General features: G+C 70.1%; 23 protein-coding genes. 17 read left to right on the top strand and 6 right to left on the bottom strand.

What is annotated here, in order from left to right:
• Window positions 1-36: 36 nt before the first annotated feature.
• Complete coding sequence (locus QSK37_RS41270; RefSeq protein WP_285632393.1) at window positions 37-504, top strand: MarR family winged helix-turn-helix transcriptional regulator; 468 nt, start codon at window positions 37-39, stop codon at window positions 502-504.
• Window positions 505-522: 18 nt separating this feature from the next.
• Here QSK37_RS41270 and QSK37_RS41265 read toward each other — a convergent pair whose 3' ends face one another.
• Window positions 523-978: a MarR family winged helix-turn-helix transcriptional regulator gene (locus QSK37_RS41265; protein WP_285576541.1), complete on the bottom strand. Its 456-nt coding sequence runs from the start codon at window positions 976-978 to the stop codon at window positions 523-525.
• Window positions 979-1,113: 135 nt separating this feature from the next.
• Between QSK37_RS41265 and QSK37_RS41260 the strand changes: the two genes are divergently transcribed.
• From QSK37_RS41260 to QSK37_RS41185, 16 genes are all read left to right on the top strand, one after another.
• Window positions 1,114-2,025, top strand: coding sequence for an SDR family NAD(P)-dependent oxidoreductase (locus tag QSK37_RS41260; protein WP_285632390.1), 912 nt, complete (start codon window positions 1,114-1,116; stop codon window positions 2,023-2,025).
• 1 nt (window position 2,026) lies between these two features.
• A complete protein-coding gene (locus QSK37_RS41255; protein WP_285632387.1) occupies window positions 2,027-2,908 on the top strand; it encodes an amidohydrolase family protein in 882 nt (293 codons plus the stop codon).
• A 32-nt stretch (window positions 2,909-2,940) separates the two neighbouring features.
• Window positions 2,941-4,425, top strand: coding sequence for an acyl-CoA synthetase (locus QSK37_RS41250; RefSeq protein WP_285632384.1), 1,485 nt, complete (start codon window positions 2,941-2,943; stop codon window positions 4,423-4,425).
• Between the two features lie 12 nt (window positions 4,426-4,437).
• The gene (locus QSK37_RS41245; RefSeq protein ID WP_285632381.1) at window positions 4,438-4,902 is read left to right on the top strand and encodes a MaoC family dehydratase; all 465 of its coding nucleotides are present in this window, start codon (window positions 4,438-4,440) and stop codon (window positions 4,900-4,902) included.
• Window positions 4,903-5,069: 167 nt separating this feature from the next.
• Window positions 5,070-5,792, top strand: coding sequence for a TetR/AcrR family transcriptional regulator (locus QSK37_RS41240; RefSeq protein WP_285632378.1), 723 nt, complete (start codon window positions 5,070-5,072; stop codon window positions 5,790-5,792).
• A 263-nt stretch (window positions 5,793-6,055) separates the two neighbouring features.
• Complete coding sequence (locus QSK37_RS41235) at window positions 6,056-7,216, top strand: ABC transporter substrate-binding protein (protein WP_285632375.1); 1,161 nt, start codon at window positions 6,056-6,058, stop codon at window positions 7,214-7,216.
• 16 nt (window positions 7,217-7,232) lie between these two features.
• The gene (locus QSK37_RS41230; RefSeq protein WP_285632372.1) at window positions 7,233-8,084 is read left to right on the top strand and encodes a branched-chain amino acid ABC transporter permease; all 852 of its coding nucleotides are present in this window, start codon (window positions 7,233-7,235) and stop codon (window positions 8,082-8,084) included.
• Complete coding sequence (locus QSK37_RS41225; RefSeq protein WP_285632369.1) at window positions 8,077-9,870, top strand: branched-chain amino acid ABC transporter ATP-binding protein/permease; 1,794 nt, start codon at window positions 8,077-8,079, stop codon at window positions 9,868-9,870. Before QSK37_RS41230 ends, QSK37_RS41225 begins: the two co-directional genes overlap by 8 nt.
• Window positions 9,867-10,598, top strand: a complete 732-nt coding sequence (locus QSK37_RS41220; RefSeq protein WP_285632366.1) for an ABC transporter ATP-binding protein — start codon at window positions 9,867-9,869, stop codon at window positions 10,596-10,598. The genes QSK37_RS41225 and QSK37_RS41220 overlap by 4 nt, the downstream gene beginning before the upstream one ends.
• 272 nt (window positions 10,599-10,870) lie before the next feature.
• Window positions 10,871-11,761, top strand: a complete 891-nt coding sequence (locus QSK37_RS41215) for an alpha/beta fold hydrolase (protein ID WP_285632363.1) — start codon at window positions 10,871-10,873, stop codon at window positions 11,759-11,761.
• On the top strand, window positions 11,752-12,621 hold the full coding sequence (locus QSK37_RS41210; RefSeq protein ID WP_285632360.1) for an alpha/beta fold hydrolase: 870 nt from the start codon (window positions 11,752-11,754) through the stop codon (window positions 12,619-12,621). Before QSK37_RS41215 ends, QSK37_RS41210 begins: the two co-directional genes overlap by 10 nt.
• Window positions 12,622-12,685: 64 nt before the next feature.
• A complete protein-coding gene (locus tag QSK37_RS41205) occupies window positions 12,686-13,834 on the top strand; it encodes a CapA family protein (RefSeq protein ID WP_285632357.1) in 1,149 nt (382 codons plus the stop codon).
• Window positions 13,831-15,069, top strand: a complete 1,239-nt coding sequence (locus QSK37_RS41200) for a CaiB/BaiF CoA transferase family protein (RefSeq protein ID WP_285632353.1) — start codon at window positions 13,831-13,833, stop codon at window positions 15,067-15,069. The genes QSK37_RS41205 and QSK37_RS41200 overlap by 4 nt, the downstream gene beginning before the upstream one ends.
• Window positions 15,066-16,202 carry a 2-hydroxyacyl-CoA dehydratase family protein gene (locus tag QSK37_RS41195; protein WP_285632350.1) on the top strand — a complete coding sequence of 379 codons (1,137 nt, stop codon included), beginning with the start codon at window positions 15,066-15,068 and terminating at the stop codon, window positions 16,200-16,202. The genes QSK37_RS41200 and QSK37_RS41195 overlap by 4 nt, the downstream gene beginning before the upstream one ends.
• Window positions 16,202-17,449 (top strand): 2-hydroxyacyl-CoA dehydratase family protein, encoded by a 1,248-nt coding sequence (locus QSK37_RS41190; RefSeq protein WP_285632347.1) that lies wholly within the window; start codon window positions 16,202-16,204, stop codon window positions 17,447-17,449. The genes QSK37_RS41195 and QSK37_RS41190 overlap by 1 nt, the downstream gene beginning before the upstream one ends.
• Window positions 17,450-17,873: 424 nt before the next feature.
• Window positions 17,874-19,187, top strand: coding sequence for a methyltransferase (locus tag QSK37_RS41185; protein ID WP_285632344.1), 1,314 nt, complete (start codon window positions 17,874-17,876; stop codon window positions 19,185-19,187).
• A gap of 95 nt (window positions 19,188-19,282) precedes the next feature.
• Here QSK37_RS41185 and QSK37_RS41180 read toward each other — a convergent pair whose 3' ends face one another.
• From QSK37_RS41180 to QSK37_RS41160, 5 genes are all read right to left on the bottom strand, one after another.
• On the bottom strand, window positions 19,283-20,236 hold the full coding sequence (locus QSK37_RS41180; RefSeq protein WP_285632341.1) for a cyclase family protein: 954 nt from the start codon (window positions 20,234-20,236) through the stop codon (window positions 19,283-19,285).
• Between the two features lie 406 nt (window positions 20,237-20,642).
• On the bottom strand, window positions 20,643-22,334 hold the full coding sequence (locus tag QSK37_RS41175) for an RICIN domain-containing protein (protein ID WP_285632338.1): 1,692 nt from the start codon (window positions 22,332-22,334) through the stop codon (window positions 20,643-20,645).
• A 39-nt stretch (window positions 22,335-22,373) separates the two neighbouring features.
• Window positions 22,374-23,195, bottom strand: coding sequence for a carbohydrate ABC transporter permease (locus tag QSK37_RS41170; RefSeq protein ID WP_285632336.1), 822 nt, complete (start codon window positions 23,193-23,195; stop codon window positions 22,374-22,376).
• Window positions 23,192-24,160 carry a carbohydrate ABC transporter permease gene (locus tag QSK37_RS41165; RefSeq protein WP_285632333.1) on the bottom strand — a complete coding sequence of 323 codons (969 nt, stop codon included), beginning with the start codon at window positions 24,158-24,160 and terminating at the stop codon, window positions 23,192-23,194. Before QSK37_RS41165 ends, QSK37_RS41170 begins: the two co-directional genes overlap by 4 nt.
• Before the next feature lie 29 nt (window positions 24,161-24,189).
• On the bottom strand, window positions 24,190-25,434 hold the full coding sequence (locus QSK37_RS41160; protein WP_285632331.1) for a sugar ABC transporter substrate-binding protein: 1,245 nt from the start codon (window positions 25,432-25,434) through the stop codon (window positions 24,190-24,192).
• Window positions 25,435-25,468 lie beyond the last annotated feature (34 nt).

Raw genomic sequence — 25,468 nt, 5'->3', positions numbered from 1 at the left:
TTTCCCGATGCCGCCGCGATCGGGGAAGATGGGCAGGTGACCGACCCCGCCGCCTCCGGCGACGTCCGCGCCAGGGCGCGGCCGTCCCTGCTCTATCTGGTCAAGCAGCTGGAGCTGGCCGTACGCTCCCGGCTGGATGAGGTGCTGCGTCCGGTGTCCATCACGCCGTTGCAGTACACGGCGTTGACGGTTCTGGAGCGCCGGTCGGACCTCAGCACGGCCGAGCTCGCCCGCAACGCGTTCGTGACCGACCAGAGCGCCGCCGACATGGTCGGTGTTCTCGAGGGCCGCGGTCTCGTCCTGCGACACCCCGACCCGCGTGACCGGCGGCGGCGGGTGCTGCGGCTCACCGCCGAGGGCCGGGAGCTACTCGATCACGTACGCGCGGACGTGGACGCCGTGGAGGAGCGGATGCTGTCACCGCTCACCGCGGACGAGGCCGACGACCTGCGTCGCTACGTGGCCGCCTGCCGCGGCGCCCTGTCGAGCTCCCCTCCACACTGAGGCGAGGACCGGCCCGCGTCAGGACAGCCGGCGCCACGCATGATCGAGGGCGAGGCGCAGCCGGGCGGCGTCGTCGTCGGTGAGGCCGTCGGTCATGCGTCGCTCGATGCCGCGTACCGACTCCTCATAGTCGGCGAGGAGCCGATGCCCGAGGTCGGTCAGCGCGATGAGAAGCTCCCGCCGGTTGGCCGGGTTGGGGCGCCGGACGACGTGGCCCCGGCTCTCCAGAGTGCGGACCATGTCGGCCATGGACTGTGCGGTGACGAAGGAGTCGCGGGCGAGTTGAGCGGCGGTGAGCCCGTCATGCCGCTCCAGCACGGTCAGCGCGGTGTACTGCAGGGCGGTCAGCCCCGATGGCTTGAGCACTTCGTCGAGGCGCGCCCGTACGGCGAGTTCGGTGCGCTTGACCAGGTACAGCAGCGAAGGGGCCGCCTTCGCGCCTCTCCCGGCCGGCCGCGCGGCCGCTTCCGCCACGGCACCCTCCCCTTCGCTCGTGCACCGCACACCCTGGCGTGACATCGGATTCACCCTACCCCATTGACAGGATTCCTGTCGGTCAGCAGACTGGCCCCCCATAGCCAGGAATCCTGTCGATGAAGGGTGGCTCCAGTGGACCTGACCGGAAAGGTGGCCGTCGTCACGGGCAGCGGCCGCGGCCTCGGGCTCGCCTACTCCCGCGCACTCGCCGCGGCCGGGGCGTCCGTCGTGGTCAACGACGTGGACCGCCAGGCGGTCGACGCCGCGGTGGAGAGCGTACGGTCGGCGGGCGGCCGGGCGTTCGGAGTGACCGCCGCGGTCGGCGACACCCCCACGGCCGAGAACCTGGTCTCCACGGCAGTGGAGCACTTCGGCCGGCTCGACGTCCTGGTGACCAACGCCGGCATCCTGCGCGACAGGGTCCTGTGGAAGATGACCGACGAGGACTTCGACGACGTCGTCCGCGTCCACCTGCGCGGCACCTTCACCTGCGCCCGGGCCGCCGCGACGCGGATGCGGGAGCAGGGCGAGGGCGGGCGCATCATCGTGATCGGATCGCCGGCCGGCCAGCGCGGGAACTTCGGGCAGACCAACTACGCGGCGGTCAAGGCCGGCATCGTGGCCATGGCGCGCACCTGGGCCCTGGAACTGGCCCGAGCCGGGATCACGGTGAACGCCGTCGTCCCCGTGGCCGCCACCGAGATGACCAAGACGATCCCGGCGTTCGCGCCGGCCATCGCGGAGGCCGAACGCACCGGCGAACCCCTGCCGGGCTGGATGCGCAAGGACGAGGGCATCGGCACCGTCGAGGACGTCACCGGCCTCGTCACCTTCCTCGCCTCCGACGCATCGGCCGCCATCACCGGCCAGGCGATCGGTGTCGGCGGGGACCGGCTGGCGCTGTGGACCCACCCGCAGGAGAAGAAGGTGGAGCTGCGGGACGGCGGCTGGAACGCCGATGAGATCGCCGCCGCCTGGACCGAAGGCGTCGGTGCGCAGCCCGAGTCCTTCGGCATCCCCGCACCCCAATCGACGGGGAACTGACATGGCCACCATGGACGTGGCGCAGCTGACCGCGATCGACGTGCACACGCACGCGGAGGTGTCCCGTACCGGCCATCCCTCCCTGCCCCCGGAGCTCATGGCCGCGTCGGAGAAGTACTTCGCCGCGCAGGGTCACCGGCAGCCCACGATCGACCAGATGGCCGACTACTACCGACGGCGCCACATGGCGGCGGTCGTCTTCACCGTCGACGCCGAGCACGCCCTGGGCCACCCGCCCATCCCGAACGAGGAGATCGCCGAGGACTGCGCCGCCCACGCGGACGCGCTCATCCCCTTCGCGTCACTCGACCCGTGGCGAGGCCGGGCAGCGGTACGCCAGGCGCACCGGCTGGTGGAGGAGTACGGCGTACGAGGCTTCAAGTTCCATCCCAGCCTCCAGGCGTTCGCACCCGACGATCCCATGGCCTACCCGCTGTACGAGGCCATCGCGGAGCTCGGTGTGCCCGCCCTCTTCCACACCGGGCAGACCGGCATCGGCGCGGGCGTGCCGGGCGGAGGAGGCATCCGCCTGAAGTACTCCAATCCCCTGCTGGTCGACGACGTGGCGACCGACTTCCCCGATCTGCGGATCATCCTGGCGCACCCGTCCTTCCCGTGGCAGGACGAGGCGCTGGCCGTGGCGACGCACAAGCCGAACGTGTTCATCGACCTGTCCGGATGGTCGCCGAAGTACTTCCCGCCGCAGCTCGTCCGCTACGCCAACACGCTGCTCAAGGACAAAGTGCTCTTCGGCTCGGACTACCCGGTCATCACCCCGGACCGCTGGCTGAGCGACTTCGAGAAGATCGACATCAAGCCCGACGTACGGCCGCTCATCCTCAAGGACAACGCGCTCCGCCTCCTCGGCCTCACTTCCGGCTGACCCCCCGACCCATCCGAAAGGCACGGCCCGGTATGCGCAACCACGGCATCGGATCCTGGACCGCGCGACGCGCCCGCAGAACCCCCCACCGCCCCGCCGTCATCCACGAGGGCGTCCAGCTCACCTACGCCGAACTACACGATCGCACCACGCGCCTGGCCCACCACCTGCGCCACCTCGGCGTGCGGCCCGGCGACCGGGTCGCCTTCCTCGGCCCGAACCATCCCTCGTTCCTGGAGACCCTGTTCGCCGCCGGCCAGCTCGGAGCCATCTTCGTGCCGCTCAACACCCGGCTCGCCGAGCCGGAGCTGCGGCACTGCCTCACGGACTCCGGGGCGAGCGTGCTGGTGCACACCCCGGCCTTCGAAGCGTTCGCGGTCACCAGCGACGTTCCGCGCCGCGTCACCGTGGACACCGGCCTCGACCAGGCGCTCGCCGCCTGTCCCTCGACGCCCATCGACATCCGCGTGACGCACGCCGACACCGCCATGATCATGTACACCTCCGGCACGACGGGGCGCGCCAAAGGCGCCGTGCTCACCCACGGCAACCTCGTCTGGAACAGCGTCAACACCCTGGTCGACGGGGAGTTCGCCGCCGGTGACGTGGCACTGCTGTCCGCGCCGCTGTTCCACACGGCCGCGCTGAACATGACCTGCCTGCCCACCGTGCTCAAAGGCGGCACCCTCGTGCTCGAGGAGTCGTTCTCCCCGGCCCGCACTCTCGACCTGGTCGAGCGGCTCCGCGTCACGGTGATGTTCGGCGTGCCGGCCATGTTCCAGCAGATCGCCGCGGAGCCACGGTTCGCCGAGGCCGACCTGTCGTCGGTACGGATGATGCTGTGCGGTGGCGCTCCGGTGCCGGAAACACTGATCCGGACCTACCGGCGGCGCGGACTGGATTTCATCCAGGGCTACGGCATGACCGAGGCGTCCCCCGGCGTGTGCCTGCTCGACGCCGAGCACGCCCTCGACAAGTCCGGCAGTGCCGGCCTTCCGCACTTCTTCGACGACGTCCGCATCGTCGACCCCGCCGGCCACGACTCCTCGCGCGGCGAACTGCTCGTGGAGGGCCCGAACGTCATGAGCGGTTACTGGAACCTCCCCGACGAGACGGCCGCGGCCCTCCACGACGGCTGGTTCCGTTCCGGAGACATCGCCCGCACCGATGACGACGGGTACGTCACCATCGTCGACCGCGCCAAAGACATGATCATTTCAGGCGGCGAGAACATCTACCCGGCCGAGATCGAGAACCTGCTCTACGAACATCCGGCCGTCGGTGACTGCGCCGTCATCGGTGTCCGGGACGAAAGCTGGGGCGAGGTACCCCGCGCCGTCGTCGTTCTCGCGTCCGACGCCACGGCGAGCGCCGAGGACATTCTCGCCTCCCTCGAAGGACGTCTGGCGCGCTACAAGATCCCTAAATCACTCGTCCTCACCGACGCTCTGCCCCGCACCGGCGCCGGAAAGCTCATAAAGTCCCGAATTCGAGAGAAGTTCGGTACCCCTTCGTGAAGGAGACCCGCCATGACCGCCTCACGCACCGTCACCGGCCTCGACGAGATCAAGGCTCTCGCCGGGACCGACCTGGGCCGTACCGACTGGCTGGAGATCACCCAGGAACGGGTGAACACCTTCGCCGACGCCACCGACGACCATCAGTGGATCCACACCGATGCCGAGCGTGCCGCCACCGGCCCGTTCGGGGCCACGATCGCCCACGGCTACCTGACGCTGTCCCTGATCATTCCTCTCTTCACCGAGCTGCTGACCATCGACGGCGTCTCGATGAGCATCAACTACGGCCTGGACAAGGTCCGTTTTCCGCAGCCGGTGAGGGTGGGCGCCAAGATCCGCCTGCACGGCACGGTGGAGTCCGTCGATGACGTTCGCGGCGACGGTGTCGAGATGCGGCTCGCCTTCACCGTGGAGATCGAAGGCTCCGACAAACCCGCCTGCGCCGCGCAGGCCATCCTCCGCCATTACGCATAGCCGATCGCCGGTCCGCGTCGATTGACGAGCCGATGACCGGCCTGAAATTCGACACTCACAGACTCGCCCCAAGTATTGACCGATCGATCGATCAATAGGTACGTTCTGCGGCAACCGTTCGATCGACCGATCGAACGATAACGAGATGACCCACCGCGGAGGGCCGGATGAGCGGAGACGCCGACAAGCCGGGGCAGGGGCGGCGCGGCCGCCGGGCCGCGGACGGCACGCCCGTCAACGTCCGGCTGTCACGGGCTGCGCTGGAGCTGTTCTCGCGAAAAGGGTTCTACGCGACCGGGATCCGCGAGATCGGCGCGCACGCCGGCGTGAGCACCTCGATGCTCTACCACTATCTGAGTTCCAAGGACGAGGCCCTGACCGATCTCGTACTGGAAGGGCTCAGCCGGCACGGCCAAGCGCTGCAGAACGCCTGTGCCATCGTCGACCGGCCGGAGGAACGGCTCGCCGCCCTCATCGGCGTCCAGGTCATCGTCCCCATCAAACATCCGCAGATGGGCCAGTTGCTGCAGCAGGAACTGCACGCGCACGACTGGTCCGACCATCCATCGATCAGCCGCCAGCGCGCACGGACGAACCGTCTGTGGACCGACGTCCTCACCCGCGGGCAGGCGGAGGGCGTCTTCACCTTCGGGTCGGCGTCATTGGCGCGGATCGCGCTGATGCGCTCGACCACACTGGTCACCCAGTGGTACCAGGCCGACGGCGCTCTCGGCCTGGAAACGGTGGCCGCCCAGTTCGCCGACCTGGCCCTCGGAACCGTCCGCGCCCACCGCGACGGCCGCCCGCTGCGTTTCGACGATCTCCAAGCTCCGTCGGTCACCCGCCTGATCGAGGTGGTCGATGAGGCCCACCGGGACGTCTGGTGGTAGCCGGCCGCCGCTGAGGCATCACACGCCCGTCCCCGGACGGGCCCCATCCCCCCACACGATCTCGATTCACATCACGACACGGCGCACCGTCGGCGCGCACTGACGCGACCACGCGTGCCGTGACGTCGATGACCGCCCGTGGCACTGACGGCTCATTCCACTCCACACGCTCCTTCACGCCGGATACGGCGTGGTGTCATCGAGGAGGTACCCGGATGTTCGCCAACACCGGGGCACGTCACCCATCCCCCACCCCTGCGCGCATGCGACGACGCGCTCTGTGCGCGGCCGCCGCCGCACTGCTCCTTCCCCTCTCCGCCTGCGGGACGGGCGAGGCGAGCGGCGACGGTTCGACTCTCAAGGTCGGTTACATCGCGCCCCTGTCCGGCACGGCCGCGCTCTACGCGGGCGGTTTCACCAGCGGCGTCGAGAGCGCGGTGAAGGTCCACGACCGGTCGGGCGGGTGGAAGATCAAGTTGACGAAGGGTGACGACGCCAGCGACCCGGCCACCTCCACGCAGGTCTGCCAGCGATTCGTCAACCAGGACCACGTCGACCTCATCGTGGCCGGTCAGCCCGCCGCCAACGCGCAGGCGTGCCGTGCGGTCGCCGCCGTCCGGAAGATCCCGTACATCTCCTTCTCCACCGGGGCGACGGAGTTCTGCTTCCCCAACATGTGGAACTACGGGCCATCGCCCAAGCAGGCGGCGCTGCCGCTCATCGAGTACCTGCTCGCCCACGGCTCGAAGAGGTTCTATCTGATGGGTACCGACTCGGCCTCCCCGAAGGCGACCTTCGCCATCGTCAGAGCCCAGATCGAGGCCAAGGGCGGAACGGTCGTCGGGACCGGCTACGAGCCGCTGGGCACCTCCGACTTCTCCCCGGACATCTCCAAGATCGTCTCGTCCGGGGCCGACACCGTGTTCAGCGCCGTGGTCGCGGGCGACAACATCACTTACCACAAGCAGTTCGCGGCGAACGCGGGTGCGGACCGGCTCGCGCAAGGTGACATGCAGATGGCCACCAAGACGGCGAAAGCGCTCGGCTCCGCCGCGAAGGGCGTGATCTACGCAGCCCCCTACGACCCCGCGGACCAGAACGCCGCCAACACCGCCTACCTCGCGGCGCTGAAGGCGACGGCGCCGAACGTGAACCCCGGTGACGCCATCCTCAGCTATCAGGGCATGACGCTCGTCACCAAGGCGATCGACACTCTTGCCAAGGGTAAGAAGCCCTCATCGGCGGCGCTGGCGACGGCCCTTTCCGCGGCCGCGGTGGACACGCCCAGCGGCAAGGTGACCGCCGCGGCGAACCGGTACGTCACGATGCCGATGCGGATCTGGAAGGTCGACGCGAACGGCTCCGCCTCCACCGTCCTGAACACCGTCCCGTCCGCCGACCCCGCCGTCGGCTGCAGGCAGTGACCGGGCGGGAGACGACATGACCGTTCTCATCAGCATGATCAACACCAGTGCGACCACCCTGCTCGTCCTCATGGGACTCGCGATCGTGCTGGGCCTGATGCACATCGTCAACCTCGCCCAGACCGGCTTCATGGCCGTCGGTGTCTACACCGGGCTGGAGATCGGGCCGCGCCTCGGCTTCTGGACGGGCGCGCTGATCGCCGCGGTCGTCACCGGGCTGCTGGGCGCCGCCGCCGAGACCCTGCTGCTGCGGCGGGTCCGCGAGCGGATGCTGGAGACGATGCTGGCGACCTGGGGCCTGTCGCTGGTCCTGACCCAGCTCATCCAGCTGCGGTACGGGCCGGACAGCCGCGTCATGGCCACACCGCTGCACGGCTCGTTCGCCCTGTTCGGCACCACCTGGCAGAAGTACCGGGTACTGCTGGTGGTCGCCGCCGTCCTGCTGGTCGTGGCGATGTGGGCGCTGACCCGCTTCACCAGGGTCGGGTTGCGGGTGCGGATGTGCATGGCCGACCCGGACCTCGCCGAGGACAGCGGCATCAACACATCGCTCGTCCGGCAGACCACCTTCGTCCTCGGCTGTGCCCTCGCCGGGTTCGTCGGCGTCCTGCTCGGCCCGATCTCCGGGATCAGCCCGAACTACGCCGGGAACCTGCTCATCCCCGCCTTCCTCGCGGTGATGATGTCCGGCCGTACCCTGCACGGCCTGGTCATCTCCGGTGTCGTCCTGTCGATCGTGCAGGTCGGCTTCGCCTACTGGTCCAAACCGGCGTACGCGACGGTCGCCGTCATCGCCGTGGCCGTCGTCGTCCTCGGCGTCCTGCCGGACGGCATCGACGTGCGAAGGTTCAGGAGGGCTCATGTCTAGGCCGGTGGCGGCCGCCGTGGCCGCGATGGCCGTGGTCGTGGTGGTGACGCCCTTCCTCAGCGGCACCTATTACCAGCAACTGCTCGCCCAGGCGTTCCTGTACGCGATCGTGGCGGTGAGCCTGGACTTCGTCTGGGGCTACGCCGGCGTGCCCGACCTCGGACACGCGCTCTGGTTCGGCATCGGCGCCCTGTCGGTCGGCCACACCACCACGGTCCTGTCCGACGTCGGGCTGGTCACCGAGGTCCACGGCTCGGCCGGCCGGTATCTGGCAGGCGTCGTCATCGGCGTGGTCACCGCGACGGTCCTCGCCGCGATCGTCGCGCGGCTGTGCCTGTCGTCACGCCGGTCGAACGACTTCTACATCGTCGTGGTGACGCTCGCGCTGGCGACCGCCGCCGTCACGGTCTACGACCAGACGCCCGGTCTCGGCGGGGGCGAGAACGGGCTGTTCGGCTTCAACCTGCCCGGAGTCTCCTCGCTGGGCTGGTACTACATCACCGCGGCGATGCTGGCCGTGACCGTCGCCGTCGCGCTGGTGGTCGTCCGCAGCGACTTCGGACTGCTGATGCGCGCCGTCCGCGACAACGCACCGCGCGCCCGCTACCTCGGCTACAACGACGTCAACGTCAAGATCTGGGTGTTCACGGCGGGTGCGGCCGTGACGGCACTCGCCGGGGCGGTCTTCGCGATGATGACCGGTGTCGCCAACGACGGCCAGTTCAGCTTCACGCTGGCCACCGCGATGCTGGTCTGGGTCGCCGTCGGCGGCCGCGCCACCATCGTGGGCCCGATGATCGGCGCGATCGTGATGAGCCTGGCCGGCGCGAAGCTGAACGAGCAGTTCCCCGCCCAGTGGACGATCATCGAGGGCGCGCTGCTGATCGCCGTTGTGGTCTTCATTCCCGGCGGGCTGCTCGGGCCGCTCGTCCGGCTCACCGGACGGCTGCTCGCCCGCCGGCACCCGCCGCGCGGACGCCTCCTCGCCGCCGCGTCCGCCGGAACGGGCGGTCCGGCGCCGGACCCCGGCGACGGCGGGCCCGTGATCCGCATTCGCGACCTGGTGTTCGGGTACGGTTCCCTGCGCGTCCTGGACGGCGTCACCCTCGACGTCGTCGCGGGCGAACTGCTGTGCGTGGTGGGGCCGAACGGCGCCGGAAAGTCGACGCTGACCAGCGTCATCACCGATGGACGGCTGCGGTCGCGCGGGACGATCGAGTTCCTGCTGCCGGACCGGCGGCTCGGCGACCGGCCGGCACCGCACGAGATCGCCCGCGCCGGCGTGGGCCGAAAGTTCCAGATCCCGTCCGTCTTCGCCAGCCTCAGCGTCGCCGAGGCGCTGCTGCTGGCCGACCGGCGCGGGGCGCTGCCGTCGCCGTGGCGGCGCAGCGCGGCGGTCGAGGTGGCCCCGTCCGTGATCGACATCGTCCGGATCGCCGGGTTGGACGGACGGGCCGACACGCCGTCGTCCGACCTCTCGCACGGACTGCGGCAGGGCCTCGAGGTGGCGATGGCCGTCGCGGCACGGCCCCGCGTGATCATCCTGGACGAGCCGACCGCCGGGCTCACCGCCCACGAACGCCACGACATCGGCCAGGTCCTGGAGCACCTGCGCGACATCGGGATCGCGGTCGTGCTCATCGAGCACGACCTGGACTTCGTCATCCGCGTCTCCGACCGTGTGGCCGTGCTGCACGGTGGCCGCGTCATCGAGGACGGCCCGCCCGAGACCGTCCGCGAATCGGACGCCGTACGCAGCGCGTATCTCGGGACGGCGGTCCGATGAGCGCGAACATCACCACCGGGACCCTCGGCCTGCACGTACGAGATCTCGACGCCGGGTACGGCGCGGCGACCGTCATCCGCGAGGTGTCGTTCGACGTCGCGGCCGGCGAGGCGCTGGCCGTCGTCGGCCGGAACGGCATGGGCAAGTCCACCCTGCTCAAGGCGATCATGGGCCATGCCGGACGGACGACCGGGACGGTCCGCGTGGGCGACACCGACGTCACCGGCCGGCCCGCCCACCGGATCGTGCGTCTCGGCGTCGGCTACGCCGCTCAGGAGGGGAACCTCTTCACCGACCTGACCGTCGCGGAGAACCTCCAGGCGGCCACCATGCACATGCCTCGCGGTCACACGGCGAAACGCCGCGAAGAGGTGCTCACCTACTTCCCCGTGCTGACGAACCGTCTCTGGCAGACCGCCGGGACGCTGTCCGGCGGCGAACAGAAGATGCTCGTGCTCGCGCTGGCGCTGCTGCGCGAACCCCGGCTGCTCATCATCGACGAGATCAGCGACGGTCTCCAGCCGAGCGTCGTCGACACGGTCGGCGACGTGCTCCGGGCCGAGCGGGAGCGGCGAGGCATCTCCCTGCTCATGGCGGAGCAGAACGTCGACCTCAGCCTGCGGGTCGCCGACCGGGTGGCCGTCCTCAAGCTCGGCCGGATCGTCTCGACGGCCGACAGCGCGACCGACGGCGTCCGCGACCGGCTGATGAAGGAGCTGGCCCCATGAGCGAGCGAAGCGAGGGAATCAAAAAACACGCGCCCGTGGTCACTCCCTCCGACGAAGGAGGCCCCATGAGCGAGCGAAGCGAGGGAATCAAAAAACACGCGCCTGTGGTCACTCCCTCCGACGAAGGAGGCCCCATGAGCGAGCGAAGCGAGGGAATCAAAAAACGCGCGCCTGTGGTCACTCCCTCCGACGAAGGAGGCCCCATGAGCGAGCGAAGCGAGGGAATCAAAAAACGCGCGCCTGTGGTCACTCCCTCCGACGAAGGAGGCCCCATGAGCGGCCACGAGACGAGCGGAGTGGTGGCGGTGGAGGGCGCCGAGCTGCGCTGGAGGAGACTCGGGCGCGGTGAACGAACGATCGTCGCGGCGCACCAGGGGCCCGGCGGCCCGCCTCGCCCGCTCTGGCTACGGATGCTGGCCGAGGTTCCCGGCCTCAACGTGCTGTCGCTGGAGCTGCGCGGCACCGACGGCTCGCCACGTTCCCACGAGGATCTGGGCGACCGCTGGTACGAACGGTGGGCGGCGGACGTCGCGCGTGTCGCCGACGTCCTCGGTGAGACGAGCTACGTCTACGCCGGGGCGTCGCACGGCGCCGTCGTCGGCTGGCACCTGGCACTCGCCCGCCCGCCCGGACTGCGGGCACTGGTGTCGGTGGTCGGCGCGCCGCACGGCCGCGACGCCGGGCCGGGCCGCTCGTCCGGCTGGGAACAGCGCAGGGCCGCCGCCCATGACCGGCGGCCGGCCGAGGAGATCTTCGCCTCGATGCGCCCGCCCACGTCCGATCCCCTGCGGCTACGCCGGCGCGCACAGGCCCGCGAACGCTACCTGAAGAGCCTGGAGACGCTCGATCCGGAGACGCTGCCGCGGGCCGGCGTCGCGCTGCCCCATCTGCGCACCGACGCGGAGGTCACCGCCGAACTGCGCCGCGTCGACGTCCCCGTCCTCGTCGCCGGAGGTATGCAGGACCGGCTCTGCCGGCCCGAGGACAACCTGCGCGCGGCGGCCGCCGTCCCCGGCGTTCGCCTGGTCCTTTTCCAGGATCACGGCCACAGCACGCTCCTGGACGAGGAACCCGAACCGCTGATCGACCAGATCCGGCTCTTCCTCTCCCCCACCGCCGCGAACGACCGGCCCGACCACGAGGAGAGCTCCCCATGCCTCTGATGGAGATCGCAGACGCCACGCTGCACTACGACGAGTACGGCACCGGTGACGAAGTCGTCCTGTCGTCCGCCATGGCATTCGACCCTCAGGCCTACCCAGGCTGCCTGGCGGCGCCGCCCACCGGCCATCACGTGTACACGATCCAGGCGCGTGGCTACGGAGCGTCCAGTCACCCGGATTCGCCACCGGAACAGGGCTGGCTGGACCAGTGGGCGGACGATGTGTGCGCCTTCGCCGACCGGCTCGGCATCGACCGGTTCATCTACACCGGAATCTCGCACGGCGGCGGCATCGGCTGGCATCTGGCCGCCCGGCGGCCCGAACGGCTGAAGGCGCTGATCTCGGTGGTGGGCACCCCGCACGACCGCGCGGGCGGCACGGACTCGTCGGCGGGTCGCCGCCGGATGATCGAGAACCGCCGCTCCCCCGAGATCATCGCCGAGCAGCTCCGGATCATGTACGGGCGGACCGACGACGCGGTCCGGCGAGCGGCGCGCGAGGAGGCGATCGCCCGCCGGGTGGAGCACTACCTCGCCCAGCCCGAACGGGAGACGCTCATCAACCAGGGCAAGCCGTTCCCGCAGGCGCGTACCGACGAGGAGCTGGCGGAGGTGCTGCGGGGCATCCGTGTTCCCGTCCTGATCCTGGCGGCGATGCGGGACGGCGTCATCTCCCCGGAGTCGGCGTTGCGCGCGGCCCGTTCGGTGCCGGGCGCCAAGGCCGTGCTCTTCGAGGACGAAGGCCATTTCATCGGCACGGAGAGCCCGGAGCGGCTCGTCCGGGAGGTGCGTGTGTTCGTCGACGAGCTGAACGGCATCGCCGAGCCCCTGGCCGCAGCCGAGACGGGAGCCCGAGCATGAGCGAGCGGAGCGAGCGAATCAAAAAGCACGTGCGCCGGATCGCTCCTCCGACGGAGGAGGACTCATGAGCACGGAGATCACCGTGATGGCCGTCGGCGACGTCATCCTCGACGAGCCCGAGCCCGCGTCGTTCTTCGAACCGGCACGCGACACGCTGCTGGGGGCGGACGTCGCGGTCGCGCACATCGAGGTGCCGCACTCCGACAGCACCGAGCGGACCAGCACCGACGTGCCCGCCCCGCCCGCCGACCCCGCCGCCCTGGCGGCGCTGCCCGGCGCGGGGTTCGGCGTCGCGACTCTCGCGGGGAACCACATCTACGACGCCGGCGCGAGCGGCATCGCGGACACGATCCGGCATCTGCGGGCCAACGGCGTGGCCACGACCGGCGCGGGGCCGAACCTGCCCGCGGCGCGGCGCCCCGCCGTCGTCGAACGCGGCGGACTGCGGCTGGCCGTGCTCAGCTACAACTGCGTCGGCCCCCGCGAGTCGTGGGCCACCTCCGCCAAGGCCGGTTGCGCGTACGTGCACGTCCTGACCCACTACGAACTCGACCACGCCAGCCCCGGCGGCCCACCGCGTATCTACACGTTCGCCGAACCCGACGACCTCGACCGGCTCGCCGAAGACGTGCGGGCCGCCCGCGCCGAGGCCGACGCCGTCCTCGTCGCCTTCCACAAGGGCGTCGGCCACACCCCGGCCGCGATCGCCATGTACGAGCGGCCCGTCGCGCACGCCGCGATCGACGCGGGCGCCGACGCGGTCGTCGGCCACCACGCCCACATCATGCGGGGCATCGAGGTCTATCGCGGCCGCCCGATCTACCACGGCCTCGGCAACTTCGTCACCGTCACCCGCGCCCTGACCCCGACCGGCGGCGACAGCGCGGAGATCGAGGCTTGGGCACGACGCCGCGTCGAACTGTACGGATTCGCGCCCGACCCGGACATGCCGTTCTACCCCTTCCATCCGGAGAGCCGGAACACCGCCATCGCCACCATGCGTTTCGGCCCGTCCGGCCTCACCGGCGCCGGCTACGTGCCCTGCTGGATCGACGAGCGCGGACGCCCGGTGCCGCGTGGCCGCGGCGAGGGCGGCCAGGACGTCGCCGCCTACATCGACGGCATCGGCCGCCGCGCGGGACTGAACACCGCGACGCGCTGGCGCGGTGACGCCGAGATCGAACTGACGGAAGTGGATGGGGGATCCCGATGACGGCACGGCCGCTGGAGGGCAAGACCGTCCTGGACCTGACGACCGCGCTCGCCGGACCGTACGCCACGCTGCTGCTGGCCGGGCTGGGCGCCACCGTGATCAAGATCGAGAATCCGGCGACCGGCGGGGACAGCTCCCGCGGCAACTCGCCGTACGCGCGGTCGGACGGCCCGGCCGCCGAGCGCCGTGACGGCACCGACATGTCGGTGTCCATGCTGACCCGTGGTCGCAACAAACTCAGCGTCACGCTCGACCTCAAGCAGGCCCGCGGCCGGGAGGTCTTCGCCGACCTCGTCCGCCAGGCCGACATCGTGGTCGAGAATTACGCGGCCGGCACCGCCGACCGGCTCGGCGTCGGCTACGAGGCGGCGCGTGCGGTCAACCCGCGCATCGTCTACACCTCCATCAGCGGTTTCGGCGCCCAAGGTGGCGGCTCCGGCACGGGCAAGGCGATGGACACCATCATCCAGGCGCTCAGCGGGGTGATGATGACGGCCGGCGAACCGGGCGACCCTCCCGTCCGGTTCGGTCTTCCGGCCGGTGACCTGCTCGCCCCGCTGTACGCCGTCATCGGCACCCTCGCCGCCGTGCTGCACGCCGAACACACCGGCGAGGGTCAGCACGTCGACGTGTCCATGCTCGGCGCGCTCACCTCACTCCTGTCCTGCGAGCCGTTCGACGCCTACGAGATGATGGGCCTGCCCAGCCGCACCGGCGCGCTGGTGCCGCGGCTCGCGCCGTTCGGCGTTTTCCCGGCCGCCGACGGCTGGATCGCCCTGTGCGGCCCGACGGACACGTTCGCGCGCGGTGTGTTCACCGCGATGGACCGCCCCGAACTGGCCGGAGACGAACGTTTCGCCACTCGCGACCAGCGCGTTCGCAACGCCGCGGAACTCCACGAGCTGATCCGGTCCTGGTCGTCCGGGCTGACCCGCGCGGAGGCGATCAAGCGGCTCGCGGACCACGGCGTCCCGGCCTCCGAGGTACGGGACCCGTCGGAGGCCGTACGGGACGCGACGGTCCTCGCCCGCCGGGAGGTCGTCGAGCTGGTCCACCCCGAACACGGCCCGACCGGACTGCTGGGCCCGGGAATCCCGATCACGTTCTCCGCCTCGGACGCCGGTCTCGACCGCCCGGCACCCCATCTCGGCCAGCACAACCAGGTGGTGCTCGGCGGGCTGCTGGGCTACTCCCCCGAACGCCTGGCCGCGCTCGCCGACGAAGGCGTCCTGTGAGCACCACGCCCCCGGCGCTCAAGGAACTGCGCGACGCCTACGACGACCGGCCCGCCGCCATCCGGCGCCGGCGCGCGACGGGCGCCCCGGTCGTGGGATGCGTGGGCGCCGACGTCCCCGTCGAACTCGTCACCGCGGCCGGGGCGCTACCGGTGCGGCTGTCCGGGGATCCCGCCCGCGACCGCGCCGTCGCCGACCGCTATCTCGGCACCGGCCTCGATCCCGCGGCCCGTTCGATCCTGGCCGGTCTCCTCTCCGGAGAGCCGGAGGTGGACCTGCTGCTGATCTCCAACGACTCCGCCGCGTCGCTGCGCCTCTTCTACACCGTCCGTGAACTGCGCAGGCTCGGCGTCGAACCCTCCCTGCCGCGCACCCACCTCGTCGACATCCTTCATCTGCCGCACCGCACCACGGCCCGCTACAACCGCGTCCGGCTCGCCGAGACGAAGGAGCTGCTCGAACGCTGGTCCGGCCGGCGCATCGGCGGGAACGAGCTCGCGAAGGCCGTCCAGCAGCACGACGAGGCGCGACGGAGGATGCTCGCCCTGCGGCGGCTGCGCACCGCCGACCGTCCCGCGCTGCGCGGCGAGGACGCTCTGATGGCGATCGGCGCCGGCGCGGTGCTGACCGCCGAGGAACACGCGGGACTCCTCGACCGGCTCATGCTCGCCGACGCCGGCCTGCCCCGCCACGACCGTCCCCGCCTCTACCTCACCGGCAGTGCCCATGACGGTCCCGAGGTCTACCGCGCGATCGAAGACGCCGGTTACCTGATCGTCGCCGACGACCACGACTGGGGAGACGCACTCGCCGGACCGCTCGTCGGCGAGCCCACCCTGGACGCCCTGGCCGAGCGCTACCAGTACCGGGACCCGACCGCGGCGCGGTCGTCGGTCCGCGTCCGCGCCGCCCAGGCCGCCGCCACCGTGGAACGCTCCCGCCCCGACCTGCTCGTGTGCTACGTCCGCGACGGGGACGAGGCACCGGCATGGGACTTCCCGGCCCAGCGCCGAGCCGCCGGTGTGCCGGCGGTGATCCTCGAACACCGCCGTTACGGAGAACTCGGCGAAGACGCGCTACCGATCATCGCGGACGCCCTGCGCACCGCCCGTCCGAAGGGAGAGGCCGGCTGATGGCCCGGCGGAACAAGCTCCTCGCCTCCTCGACCGAGGCCACCCGCTACCAGCGGGAATGGTTCGCCGGGCTGCGCGAGGCCGTGGCCGGTGGCGAACCACTCGCCCTCGTCAACGCCGACACCCCGCAGGAGATCTTCCGGGCGATGGGCATCCCGTACGTGGTGAACCAATGGTGGGCGTCCGTCGTGGCCGCCAAGCGGCGTACGGGCGAATACCTGCGGACGCTCCGCGAGAACGGCTATCCCGACTACTCCGAGCAGTACAGTGCCACATCGCTCGCGTCCGTCCTCGCGGAGATCCCCGACCCTCCGTGGGACGGGCTGCCCCGGCCCACGATCGTCCTGGGCGACACCACCGGCGACGCCTCACGCAAGGTGTTCGACATCTGGGACGAGCAGGACGGGATCGCCTACTACCCGCTGGAGAACGCCGCCGCCGACACCGTCCCGGTCAACTGGTGGGACCTGATGCCCGAACAGTGGGAGGCCGCCATCGGCACCCCCCGTCTGGACCTCATGGTCGCCGAGTTGGAAGGGCTGGTGCGCTTCTTGGAGACCACGACCGGCCGTGTCTTCCGCGAGTCCCGCTTCCGCGAGGTGATGACTCTGATCAACGAACAGGAGGAATGGAACCGCCGCACCCGCGACCTCATCGCCCGTACGCGTCCGGTCCCGCTTCGCGTGGACGACAGCATCTCCAGCGTCATGGTCCCGCAGTGGCACCGTGGCACCGTCTGGGCCCGAGACGCCGCCCGGCGCTTCCACGACGAGGTCGCCGCACGCGTCGCCGCCGGCGACGCCGCCTGCCCCGGCGAGCGGTTGCGGCTGATGTGGATCGGCCGCGGCCTCTGGTACGACATGGACTTCTACCGGCACTTCGAGGAACGTCACGGCGCCGTCTTCGTCTGGTCGATGTACCTGGCGATCGCGGCCGACGGCTACATCCGTTACGGCGACGACCCGATGCGCGCCCTCGCGGCCAGGTTCGCCGCCTTCTCGGACCAGCTGTACCGCCCACCGTGGTCGAACGAGTGGTACCTCAAGGAGGCGAGGCTGCACCAGGTCGACGGAGTCGTGCATCTGGTCGGCGAGGACGCGCGGAGCGGCTGGTTCATCACCGAAACGCTCGAACGCGCGGGTATACCGGTGTTCGAACTGCGCGTTGACAACGTCGACCAACGCGCCTACGACCTGACCGCCGTCCGCGCCGCGATCGACGACTGGCTCATCACCCGCGTCGCCTGATCGCGACGGCGTCCGGACCCTCAGGGGATCCGGTAGGTGGCGGGCGACGCCGTTGGTGTCGATGTCCTGCACGTTGCTGAGCACGACCACCTCGATGCGCCGAATCCGCTGCGGCGCCGACAGGGACGGCGGCGACACCTCCGGCAAGGACCGCGCCGGACGTGGCAGTCACCATGCTGTTCTTTGAGCTCGCCCGCCTACCGTTTGGCCCGCGTGGATCGTTCTCACCGGCTCCGGGGCGCGGTGGTCGCGTTCCGCGCCGAGCCGGTGATGACCAGTACCGTGTCAGCCCTTCGAACTTCTCTCCGAAATCACGCCCCGTGGCACGTCCGCGCACGTTGTCGCAACATCGCGCGACATTGCCGCTTCGCGCACGGCTCGGTCATGGTCTTTCCCGGCCGGGTCCGGGGAAGGATTCGAACGGTTGCTGAATGACGAACGCCGAGCCGACCACCAGACGCATTTCGCGCTCGCCGTCGTCACATCCGAACCGCACAACACAGAACGGCTGTGGGAGCTGCTCACCGGCCCGGCGGGAATGACGCCCGACGGCGGCGGCTTCAACCCACACGAAGGCCCTGCGGGCCGCACCGTGCTGTACTTCCGTACCGGGGGCACGGTGAAGGGATGGCCGCGCAGGCTGGAGCTGCTCGTCGACGGTCATGACGAGCTGCTGGCCACCCACCTGCGGTCGACCGAAGCGTCCGGCCCGGCCCGGCTCCTTCCGGAGCCGCCCGCCGGCGAGGAGGCGACGCGGCGGATGTTCGAGATGCTGACCGGCGCGTGGACCACCCAGGCCCTGTGCACGGCCGCCGAGCTCGGCATCGGCGACCACCTGTACTCCCAGCCGGCCACCAGCGCCGAACTCGCCATGCTGACGAACGCCGACCCCGACCTGTTGCACCGGGTCCTGCGCTACCTCGCGTCCCTCGACGTCGTACGCCGGGACGGCGAGCAGTGGGCCCTGACCGGGCTCGGCATGACGTTACGGACCGGAGCACTCCGCGACGTCGCGCGACTGTACGGCGGGATCTTCTACCGCAGCTTCGGCTCCCTCGCGCATTCCGTCCGTACGGGCGAGAACGCCTTCGAGCACGCCCTGGGCCTGCCACCGTTCGACTACCTGAACGAGCATCCCGAGCAGGCCCGCGTCTTCCACGGCGCCATGGCGGCCGGGTCGTCATGGTTCAGCGGCGTTCCCCGGGCGGTCGACTTCACCGACGCGGGCATGGTCGTCGACGTCGCCGGTGGCCACGGTGATCTGCTCCGCCACATCCTCAAGGCCGCACCCGCCATTCGCGGAGTGCTCTTCGACCAGCCCGCGGTGGCCGACGCGGCCCGCGAGGAACCGGAGAAGGACGGCCTGCTCGACCGGTGCGACGTCATCGGCGGCGACTTCACCGAACGGGTACCCGAAGGCGGCGACGTCTATCTGCTCTCCCGCATACTCCACGACTGGGACGACGAACACTGCCTGAAGATCCTCGCGAACTGCCGCCGGGCCATGCCGGAGGCCGCCCGGCTGGTCATCGTCGAACGCCCCATCCCGACGGACGGCACACCGTCCCTGGCCATCGCCTGGGACGTGCACATGGCCGTCAACAACCTCGGCGGTCGCGAACGCACCGACGAGGAGTACCGCCGGCTGCTGCGCGCGGCCGGTTTCGACCTGGTCGACATCCGGCCCCTCACCCTGGACATGGCCGTCCTGACCGCCGTCCCGGCCGGCGGCTCGTGACCGGGGCGGTGGGCTGAGCACTCGCTCCGCCTGATCCTCAACGGCGGCGGACGGCGCCGCGGCGTGCGGCGCCGTCCGGGCTCGGAGTCCCGCGGTCAGAAGGTGGCGATCGGGTTGACCGGGCTGCCGGACGTACCGGCGAAGCGGACCGGCGCGACCGCGAGCTGGAAGTCCCACTGGCCGAGCTCGGCAGCCGTCGTCGCGCACGCCTCCAGGTCGCAGTTGTCGAGCAGCCACAGACCCATCGCGACGAGGCTCACGGCGTGAACCGGCATCAACACGTCTTCGTACCCCGACGGCTGAACGTCCTGGGGGGTGTCGGCGCCGATCAGCGCGACCCCCCGTTCGTGCAGCCACGGCAGGCAGGAAGCGTGCCAGCCGGCCTGCGTGAAACCGCCGGTCTCACCGGCCTCGTGCCGAACGCGGCCGTAGCCGGTCCGCAGGAGTACCGCATCGCCGGGTCGCACCCGTACGCCCTGGCGACGCTCGGCCTCCTCGAGATCGTCGGGGAACACTCCCTGCCCCGGTTCCAGCCACGGCACATCGCGGACCCCCGCGATGTCCAGCAGGACACCACGCGTGACGATCCCGTTCGCCGCCGCCGTGACGGCCGCCCACGCCGATCCCGTCGCGGCGTCGACCAACGAGTGCGACCGCCCGTTGTACATCGTGCCGTTCCAGAAGATGTGGCACGGCGAGTCGAGGTGGGTGATGGTGTTGCCGTGGAACAGGATGCCGAGCCGCTCGTTCGAAAAGCCCCAGCGCCGGTCGTTGTGGAAGGGCTCCGGCATGTGCTCGGCACCCGGCATGTCGGCGGCGCGCGGGCACGTCGTCGTCGACCGCTCCATGTCCTCCGGTACGGCGACCTCCCATGCGCACGACACGCTCCGGCCGTGGCGCACGGCCCGCGCCGCCGCCAGCCGGACGTCGTCGGTGATGTGGTTCAGAGTGCCGAGCTCGTCGTCGTCGCCCCACCGTCCCCAGTTCGACAGCGTGTCGAAGTACCCGAGCACGTCGTCCTGTGTGGGCAGCGGTCGCCCTGCGATCATCCCAGCATCGACTCCTCCGGTAGCGGTGCGAGGCACCAAGGCCCGCTGAACTGGCATGACGCTTGGATCAGCGGGCCAGCGGCCGGGCGGTCAGGAGGTAGCGTACGGCACACCTGTGACGCTGTGGCCCCGGCAGCCGGACCGTCATTCGGCTTCATTGAGCCGTTGGCGGCCGGCGAGTCCCGTACGAGCCAGCAGGGCGACGCGGTTCTCCGGAGGCAGGGCCGCGATCACCGGCCGCAGTTCCGCTTCCGCCTCCGAGTCGCATGAGACGGCATATTGGCATAGAGCCGAATGGCAGGGCGTCACACGAGCAGTGAACGCGCAAGCCACCGCGACAAGCCGCCGGCCCTCGGGCTCTGGCTGCCTGAGCCCCTACCGGCCAGAGCCGCCGGGAGGCCTGGCGCTAACGCGCCGTGAGAGTCCACAGGTGGTCGGCGGTGCCGTTGTCCTCCCACTGGAGCACCTGGGCACCCGAGGCGGTGCTCATGTTGGTGACGCCCAGCAACAGGCCGCTGTTGTGATTGACGATCTTGTAGTGGCCACTACCGTCCGCGACCAGCTGCCACAGGTGGTCGGCGGTGCCGCTGTCGCCCCAGATCAGGGCGGTACCGCCGTCTGAGGTGCTCATGTTGGTGATGCCCAGGACCAGCCCACTGGCCTGGTTGGCGATCTTGTAGAGGCCGGAGCCTGCCGGTGTCAGGACCCACGTCTGGGTCCTGCTGGAGGCGTTGACCGTGGCCTGGTCCACCAGGGTGCCCTGGGCGGTTCCGGAGTTCTGGGTGTCGAGCGCCAGACCGCTGTTGACGTTCGTGATCCGGTACGGGCCGGACGGCGACGAGGAACCACTGCCGGGAGTCAGGACCAGGTGGTAGCCATAGGTGGAATTCATCGTCACCGGTACGGTGACCGATCCGCCGGAGACGGCGTAATCGCCTTCCGAGATGGTGGTCGGCCCGGAGACCGCCGTGGTGCGACCGTTCGACGGGGTGTATTCCAGCTTCGCGTGGACCGTGCCGCCGAACGCCGAGCCCAGGCCGTTCACGGTGACCGCCGTGGAGCCCGAGCCGCCGCCGAAGATGACACTGACCTGGTCGCCCGCGCTGCTGATGGCGGCGGCTCCGTCCAGGCCGGTCGAGGCGGGCGGAGTGGTGGTGAGCATGGTGCCGCTCATGTCGGCGTACCACTTGTAGAGCCAGTACGCGCCGTTCGGCGAGCCGCCCTGGCCGGTCAGCAGGTCGCCGAGCGCGCCGGACTGGTTCCAGAAGGCCAGTTCGGCGTCGTGTACGCCAAGGCGTTCGAAGTTGGCGATGTAGCCGATCAGCGCGCCGGGGATGCCGACCTGGGATGGCGCGGCGTACTCCTCGATCGCGATCGGGCGCGGGGTGATGCCCAGATTCCGCTCGATGGTGGTGACCTTGGAGACGTCCCCAGCGATCTTGGAGGAGCTCTCCAGCTCATGCCAGGAGATGATGTCCGGAACCGTGTTGGTGTTGACCGCGTTCTGCAGGAAGTTCTGCATGTCACCGATGTTGTCGGAGAAGCTCGGCCCCTGGATCGGCGTGCGAGAGTCCTTGGCCCGTACCTCCCGGTACGTCCTGGTCCAGAAGTCCTCGAAGGTGCCGTTGGAGGACTTCCAGGTGTTGTCCGCCTCGTTCCACAGCTCCCACGACGCGAGGTTCGTGATCCCGGACGCCTGGACCTGGGCGATCTGCTGGTCGACGACGCTGAGCCAGTTGGACCAGCTGAACTGGTAAGGCCAGCCCGCGTAGTAGTCCGACAGGCGGTCCACGACCTTCGCGCCGGCGCGGGCCGCCTTCGGCGCCACGACGAGGATGTCGCCGGACCCCTGCTGGTGACCGCCCGCCGCCATCTGCACGAACGTGTTGGGCTTGATCTGCTGGACCAGGTTGTCGGCGGGGGTCGCGGCGTTGGCCAGACCGTACAGCGAGCCGGTGGCGACGTGGGTGACGGGCCGCAGGGCGGAGCCGGCGTTGACCACGAGCGTGGTGGCCGCGTGTGCGGGCGGCGCGGTGGCCAGGGCCGGGGTCAGGGTGAGCGCGGCGGTGAGCAGGGCGAGACGGGTCCTCTTCTTCATGGGGACTCTCCGGGATAGGGGGACGACGGTGGCGGAGGATCAGTCCTTGACGGCTCCGGCGGTGACGCCGGCGGCAACGTAGCGCTGGGCGAGGACGAGGAGGAGCGCGGCGGGCACGGACGCGACCACGGCGGTGGCCATGATCGCGTTCCATTCCTGGTTGTTGTTTCCGATGTAGCGGTAGATGCCGAGCGTGATGGGACGCAGGTCGCCGCCCGCGTCGAGGGTGTTGGCGAACACGAAGTCCGACCACGCCCAGAGGAAACTGAACAGGGAGACGGTGACCAGCGCGTTCCGGCTGACCGGGAGGACGATGGACCAGAACGCACGGAACGCCCCGGCGCCGTCGATGCGCGCGGCGGCGAGGAGTTCGTCGGGGATGCCGGACATGAACGCGCGGAAGATCAGGACGCCGAACGGCACGGCGATCGTGGAGTCGGCGACGATCAGTCCCCACCAGGTGTTCATCAGCCCGAGGTTCAGGAAGATCCCATAGAACCCCATGGCCATGACGATCCCCGGGATCATCTGGGCGATCAGCAGGGCGAGGCCGAGCGCGCCGCCCCCGCGCGGGCGCAGCTTGGCCAGCGCGTACCCGGCCGGAGCGGCCAGGACCAGCGTGAGCGCCACGGTGCCGAGACCGATGAGCAGGCTGGTCAGCAGGTACGGCAACTGGTCGTGCAGCACCGCCTGGTAGCCCTCGAAGGTCGGGTGCAGCGGGAGAAGGTCCGGTGGATTCTTACGCATGTCCTGCTGCGGGGTGAGCGAGACGTTGATCATCCAGTAGACCGGGAACAGCATCAGGGCGGTGAGCACGATGCCGATCGCGGTGACCCGAATCCCGCGTCGTCGTCCGGTCATGCCTCCTGCCTCCTCTGCACGTGGGTGTAGAGCAGCCCGAAGGCCAGAGCGATGACGATGAGGACGTTGCCGACGGCGGCGCCGGGGCCGAACTGCGGCAGCAGGGATCCGAACCCGAGCCGGTACGACCAGGTGGCCAGCGTCGAGGAGGAATCCCCCGGACCGCCCTTTGTCATGATCCAGATGAGGTCGAAGACCTTGAGCGTGTACACGAAACCGAGCAGCAGCACGACCATGGTGACCGGCCGCAGCAGCGGGAACGTGAGCCGGCGGAACTGCTGCCACGCTCCCGCCCCGTCCAGCGCGGCCGCCTCGTACAGGTCGGCGGGGATGTTCTGCAGCCCGCTGTAGAGGATGACCAGGTTGAACGGAATGCCGATCCAGATGTTCGCGATGATCACCGAGGTGAGGGCCCAGTGAGGTGAGCCGAGCCAGTCGACCGGCGAGACGCCGACGAGGTGGAGGGCGTGGTTGACGACACCGCTCTCGCTGTTGAGCATCCACGCCCACGTGGACGAGGAAACGATCAGCGGCAGTAGCCAGGGAACCAGGAACAGGGCTCGTAGGAGACCGGAGAGGTGGAAACGCCGGTTGAAGAAGACGGCCAGGGCGAGCCCTGCTCCGTACTGGACCGCGATCGAGACCAGGGTGAACACCAGGGTGTTACGGATCGCCGGCCCGAACGTCGGGTCGTGCAGGACCTGGTCGAAGTTGGCCCAGCCGGCGAACGGCGCGTCGCCTTCGACGAAGGACCGCACCGTGTAGCGGCGCAGGCTGAGGTCCAGGTTCCGGTAGAGCGGATAGACGTAGAACGCGGCCAGATAGATCACCAGAGGCAGGGCGAACGCCCAGGCGGTCAGGCGGCTCTTCCGGTGGCGTGCGCGGCGGTGCCTTGTCCCTGAGCGCGGGGCCGCCCGGAACGCGGCCGGTGACCGCTGCGGGTGGTCGGTTCGGGCGAGGGTCATGCGTGACTCCTTGCTGCGCGCCGGAAGGGTCAGCTGTGGGAGGCGGCGGCCTGCTGTGCCATGTCGAGGGCGCCCTGCGGGGATTTGCCACCGGACAGGGCCGACTGGACGGCGGTCCAGAGCTGCTGGGAGATCACGGGATACTTCGTGCCGAGGCCGTTGCTCGTACGCCCTCGGGCCGCGGCCACCGCCGACACCCATGGTTTGAGCGTCGCGTCCCGTTGGACCTGCTCCTTCTGCACCGCCGCGAGCGGCGCGATGTAGGAGAGAGTGGTGTCGGTCGCCAGCAGGCTCGTCGGGCTGATCAGACAGTTCACGATCTTCGTACTGACGGCGTAACGGCCGGTCTTCCTCTGCACGGGCACGGTGACGAACTCGCCGCCTGTGGGCACCGGCGCCGAGCCACCGTGCTGGCCGGGAATGTTGATGACCCCGTACGGGAAGCCGGCCTTGGCCGCGTTGGCGAGTTGCCAGGTGCCGTTCTCTCCGAAGGCGTACTTGCCGGTGGCGAACTCCTGCCAGCTGGTGGTCTGGGTGTTCTGAAGGACGTCCTTGGGCGCGAGTCCCTGGGCCAGCCAGTCCTTCCATAGCGACAGCGCCGCCACGCCACCGGGGTCGTTCATCTTGGTCAGGTCGCCGCCGGCACCCCAGAACCAGGGCAGGAACTGGAAGCTGCCCTCTTCGGTGCCGATGGCGGAGAAGGTGATGCCCTTCTTCCCGGCGGCCTTGACCTTCTGCAGGGCGGAGGTCAGCGTGGCCCAGTCCTTGATGCCCGCAGGGTCGACGCCGGCGGCCTTGAGGACCTTTCCGTTGTAGTAGAGGGCCAGCGTGTTGGCACCGATGGGGACGCCGTAGGCGGCGCCGTCGAGCGTTCCCGCACCGATGATGTTCGGCTGGATGGTGGAGGTGTCCAGGCCCAGGTCACGCGCCTTGTTGAGGATGCCCGCCTGGACGAGCGTGGAGACGACCGGGTTGTCGACCAGCATGACGTCGGGAGCGTTGCCCTGCTGGGCGGCGAGGAGAGCCTTGTTGCCCAGGTCGGTCGTGTCCATTCCGGTGCGTTTGACGGTGACGCCGGCCGAGGCCCCGCAGTTCGCGACCCGCTTGGCCCAGTCGGAGGAGGCGTCGAACTGCGGATACGGGTCCCAGAAGGTGTACGCGCCCGACGCCGAGCCGCCGGAGCCGCCGCCGTCGGAGGAGGAGCACGCGGCGGCGGACGTCAGTGCGCCGGTGGCGAGCACGGCGGCGACGAAGGGGCGGTACAGGTGTCTCATGGTGACCTCGTCTGCGAGTGGAGGGAGAAGCCGG

Source organism: Actinoallomurus iriomotensis, assembly GCF_030269445.1.
GTDB lineage: Bacteria > Actinomycetota > Actinomycetes > Streptosporangiales > Streptosporangiaceae > Actinoallomurus > Actinoallomurus iriomotensis.
Note: the sequence above shows the minus strand (reverse complement) of the source record. Positions and strands in the feature narration are given on the sequence as shown.

Bases quoted from the DNA above. Each gene is read 5' to 3' on its own strand.
- QSK37_RS41235 (WP_285632375.1), top strand. From the start codon at position 6,056: ATGCGACGACGCGCTCTGTGCGCGGCCGCCGCCGCACTGCTCCTTCCC.
- QSK37_RS41180 (WP_285632341.1), bottom strand. From the start codon at position 20,236: ATGATCGCAGGGCGACCGCTGCCCACACAGGACGACGTGCTCGGGTAC.
- QSK37_RS41210 (WP_285632360.1), top strand. From the start codon at position 11,752: ATGCCTCTGATGGAGATCGCAGACGCCACGCTGCACTACGACGAGTAC.
- QSK37_RS41165 (WP_285632333.1), bottom strand. From the start codon at position 24,160: ATGACCCTCGCCCGAACCGACCACCCGCAGCGGTCACCGGCCGCGTTC.
- QSK37_RS41250 (WP_285632384.1), top strand. From the start codon at position 2,941: ATGCGCAACCACGGCATCGGATCCTGGACCGCGCGACGCGCCCGCAGA.
- QSK37_RS41170 (WP_285632336.1), bottom strand. From the start codon at position 23,195: ATGACCGGACGACGACGCGGGATTCGGGTCACCGCGATCGGCATCGTG.
- QSK37_RS41230 (WP_285632372.1), top strand. From the start codon at position 7,233: ATGACCGTTCTCATCAGCATGATCAACACCAGTGCGACCACCCTGCTC.
- QSK37_RS41220 (WP_285632366.1), top strand. From the start codon at position 9,867: ATGAGCGCGAACATCACCACCGGGACCCTCGGCCTGCACGTACGAGAT.
- QSK37_RS41160 (WP_285632331.1), bottom strand. From the start codon at position 25,434: ATGAGACACCTGTACCGCCCCTTCGTCGCCGCCGTGCTCGCCACCGGC.
- QSK37_RS41245 (WP_285632381.1), top strand. From the start codon at position 4,438: ATGACCGCCTCACGCACCGTCACCGGCCTCGACGAGATCAAGGCTCTC.
- QSK37_RS41255 (WP_285632387.1), top strand. From the start codon at position 2,027: ATGGCCACCATGGACGTGGCGCAGCTGACCGCGATCGACGTGCACACG.
- QSK37_RS41190 (WP_285632347.1), top strand. From the start codon at position 16,202: ATGGCCCGGCGGAACAAGCTCCTCGCCTCCTCGACCGAGGCCACCCGC.
- QSK37_RS41205 (WP_285632357.1), top strand. From the start codon at position 12,686: ATGAGCACGGAGATCACCGTGATGGCCGTCGGCGACGTCATCCTCGAC.
- QSK37_RS41175 (WP_285632338.1), bottom strand. From the start codon at position 22,334: ATGAAGAAGAGGACCCGTCTCGCCCTGCTCACCGCCGCGCTCACCCTG.
- QSK37_RS41240 (WP_285632378.1), top strand. From the start codon at position 5,070: ATGAGCGGAGACGCCGACAAGCCGGGGCAGGGGCGGCGCGGCCGCCGG.
- QSK37_RS41225 (WP_285632369.1), top strand. From the start codon at position 8,077: ATGTCTAGGCCGGTGGCGGCCGCCGTGGCCGCGATGGCCGTGGTCGTG.
- QSK37_RS41200 (WP_285632353.1), top strand. From the start codon at position 13,831: ATGACGGCACGGCCGCTGGAGGGCAAGACCGTCCTGGACCTGACGACC.
- QSK37_RS41215 (WP_285632363.1), top strand. From the start codon at position 10,871: ATGAGCGGCCACGAGACGAGCGGAGTGGTGGCGGTGGAGGGCGCCGAG.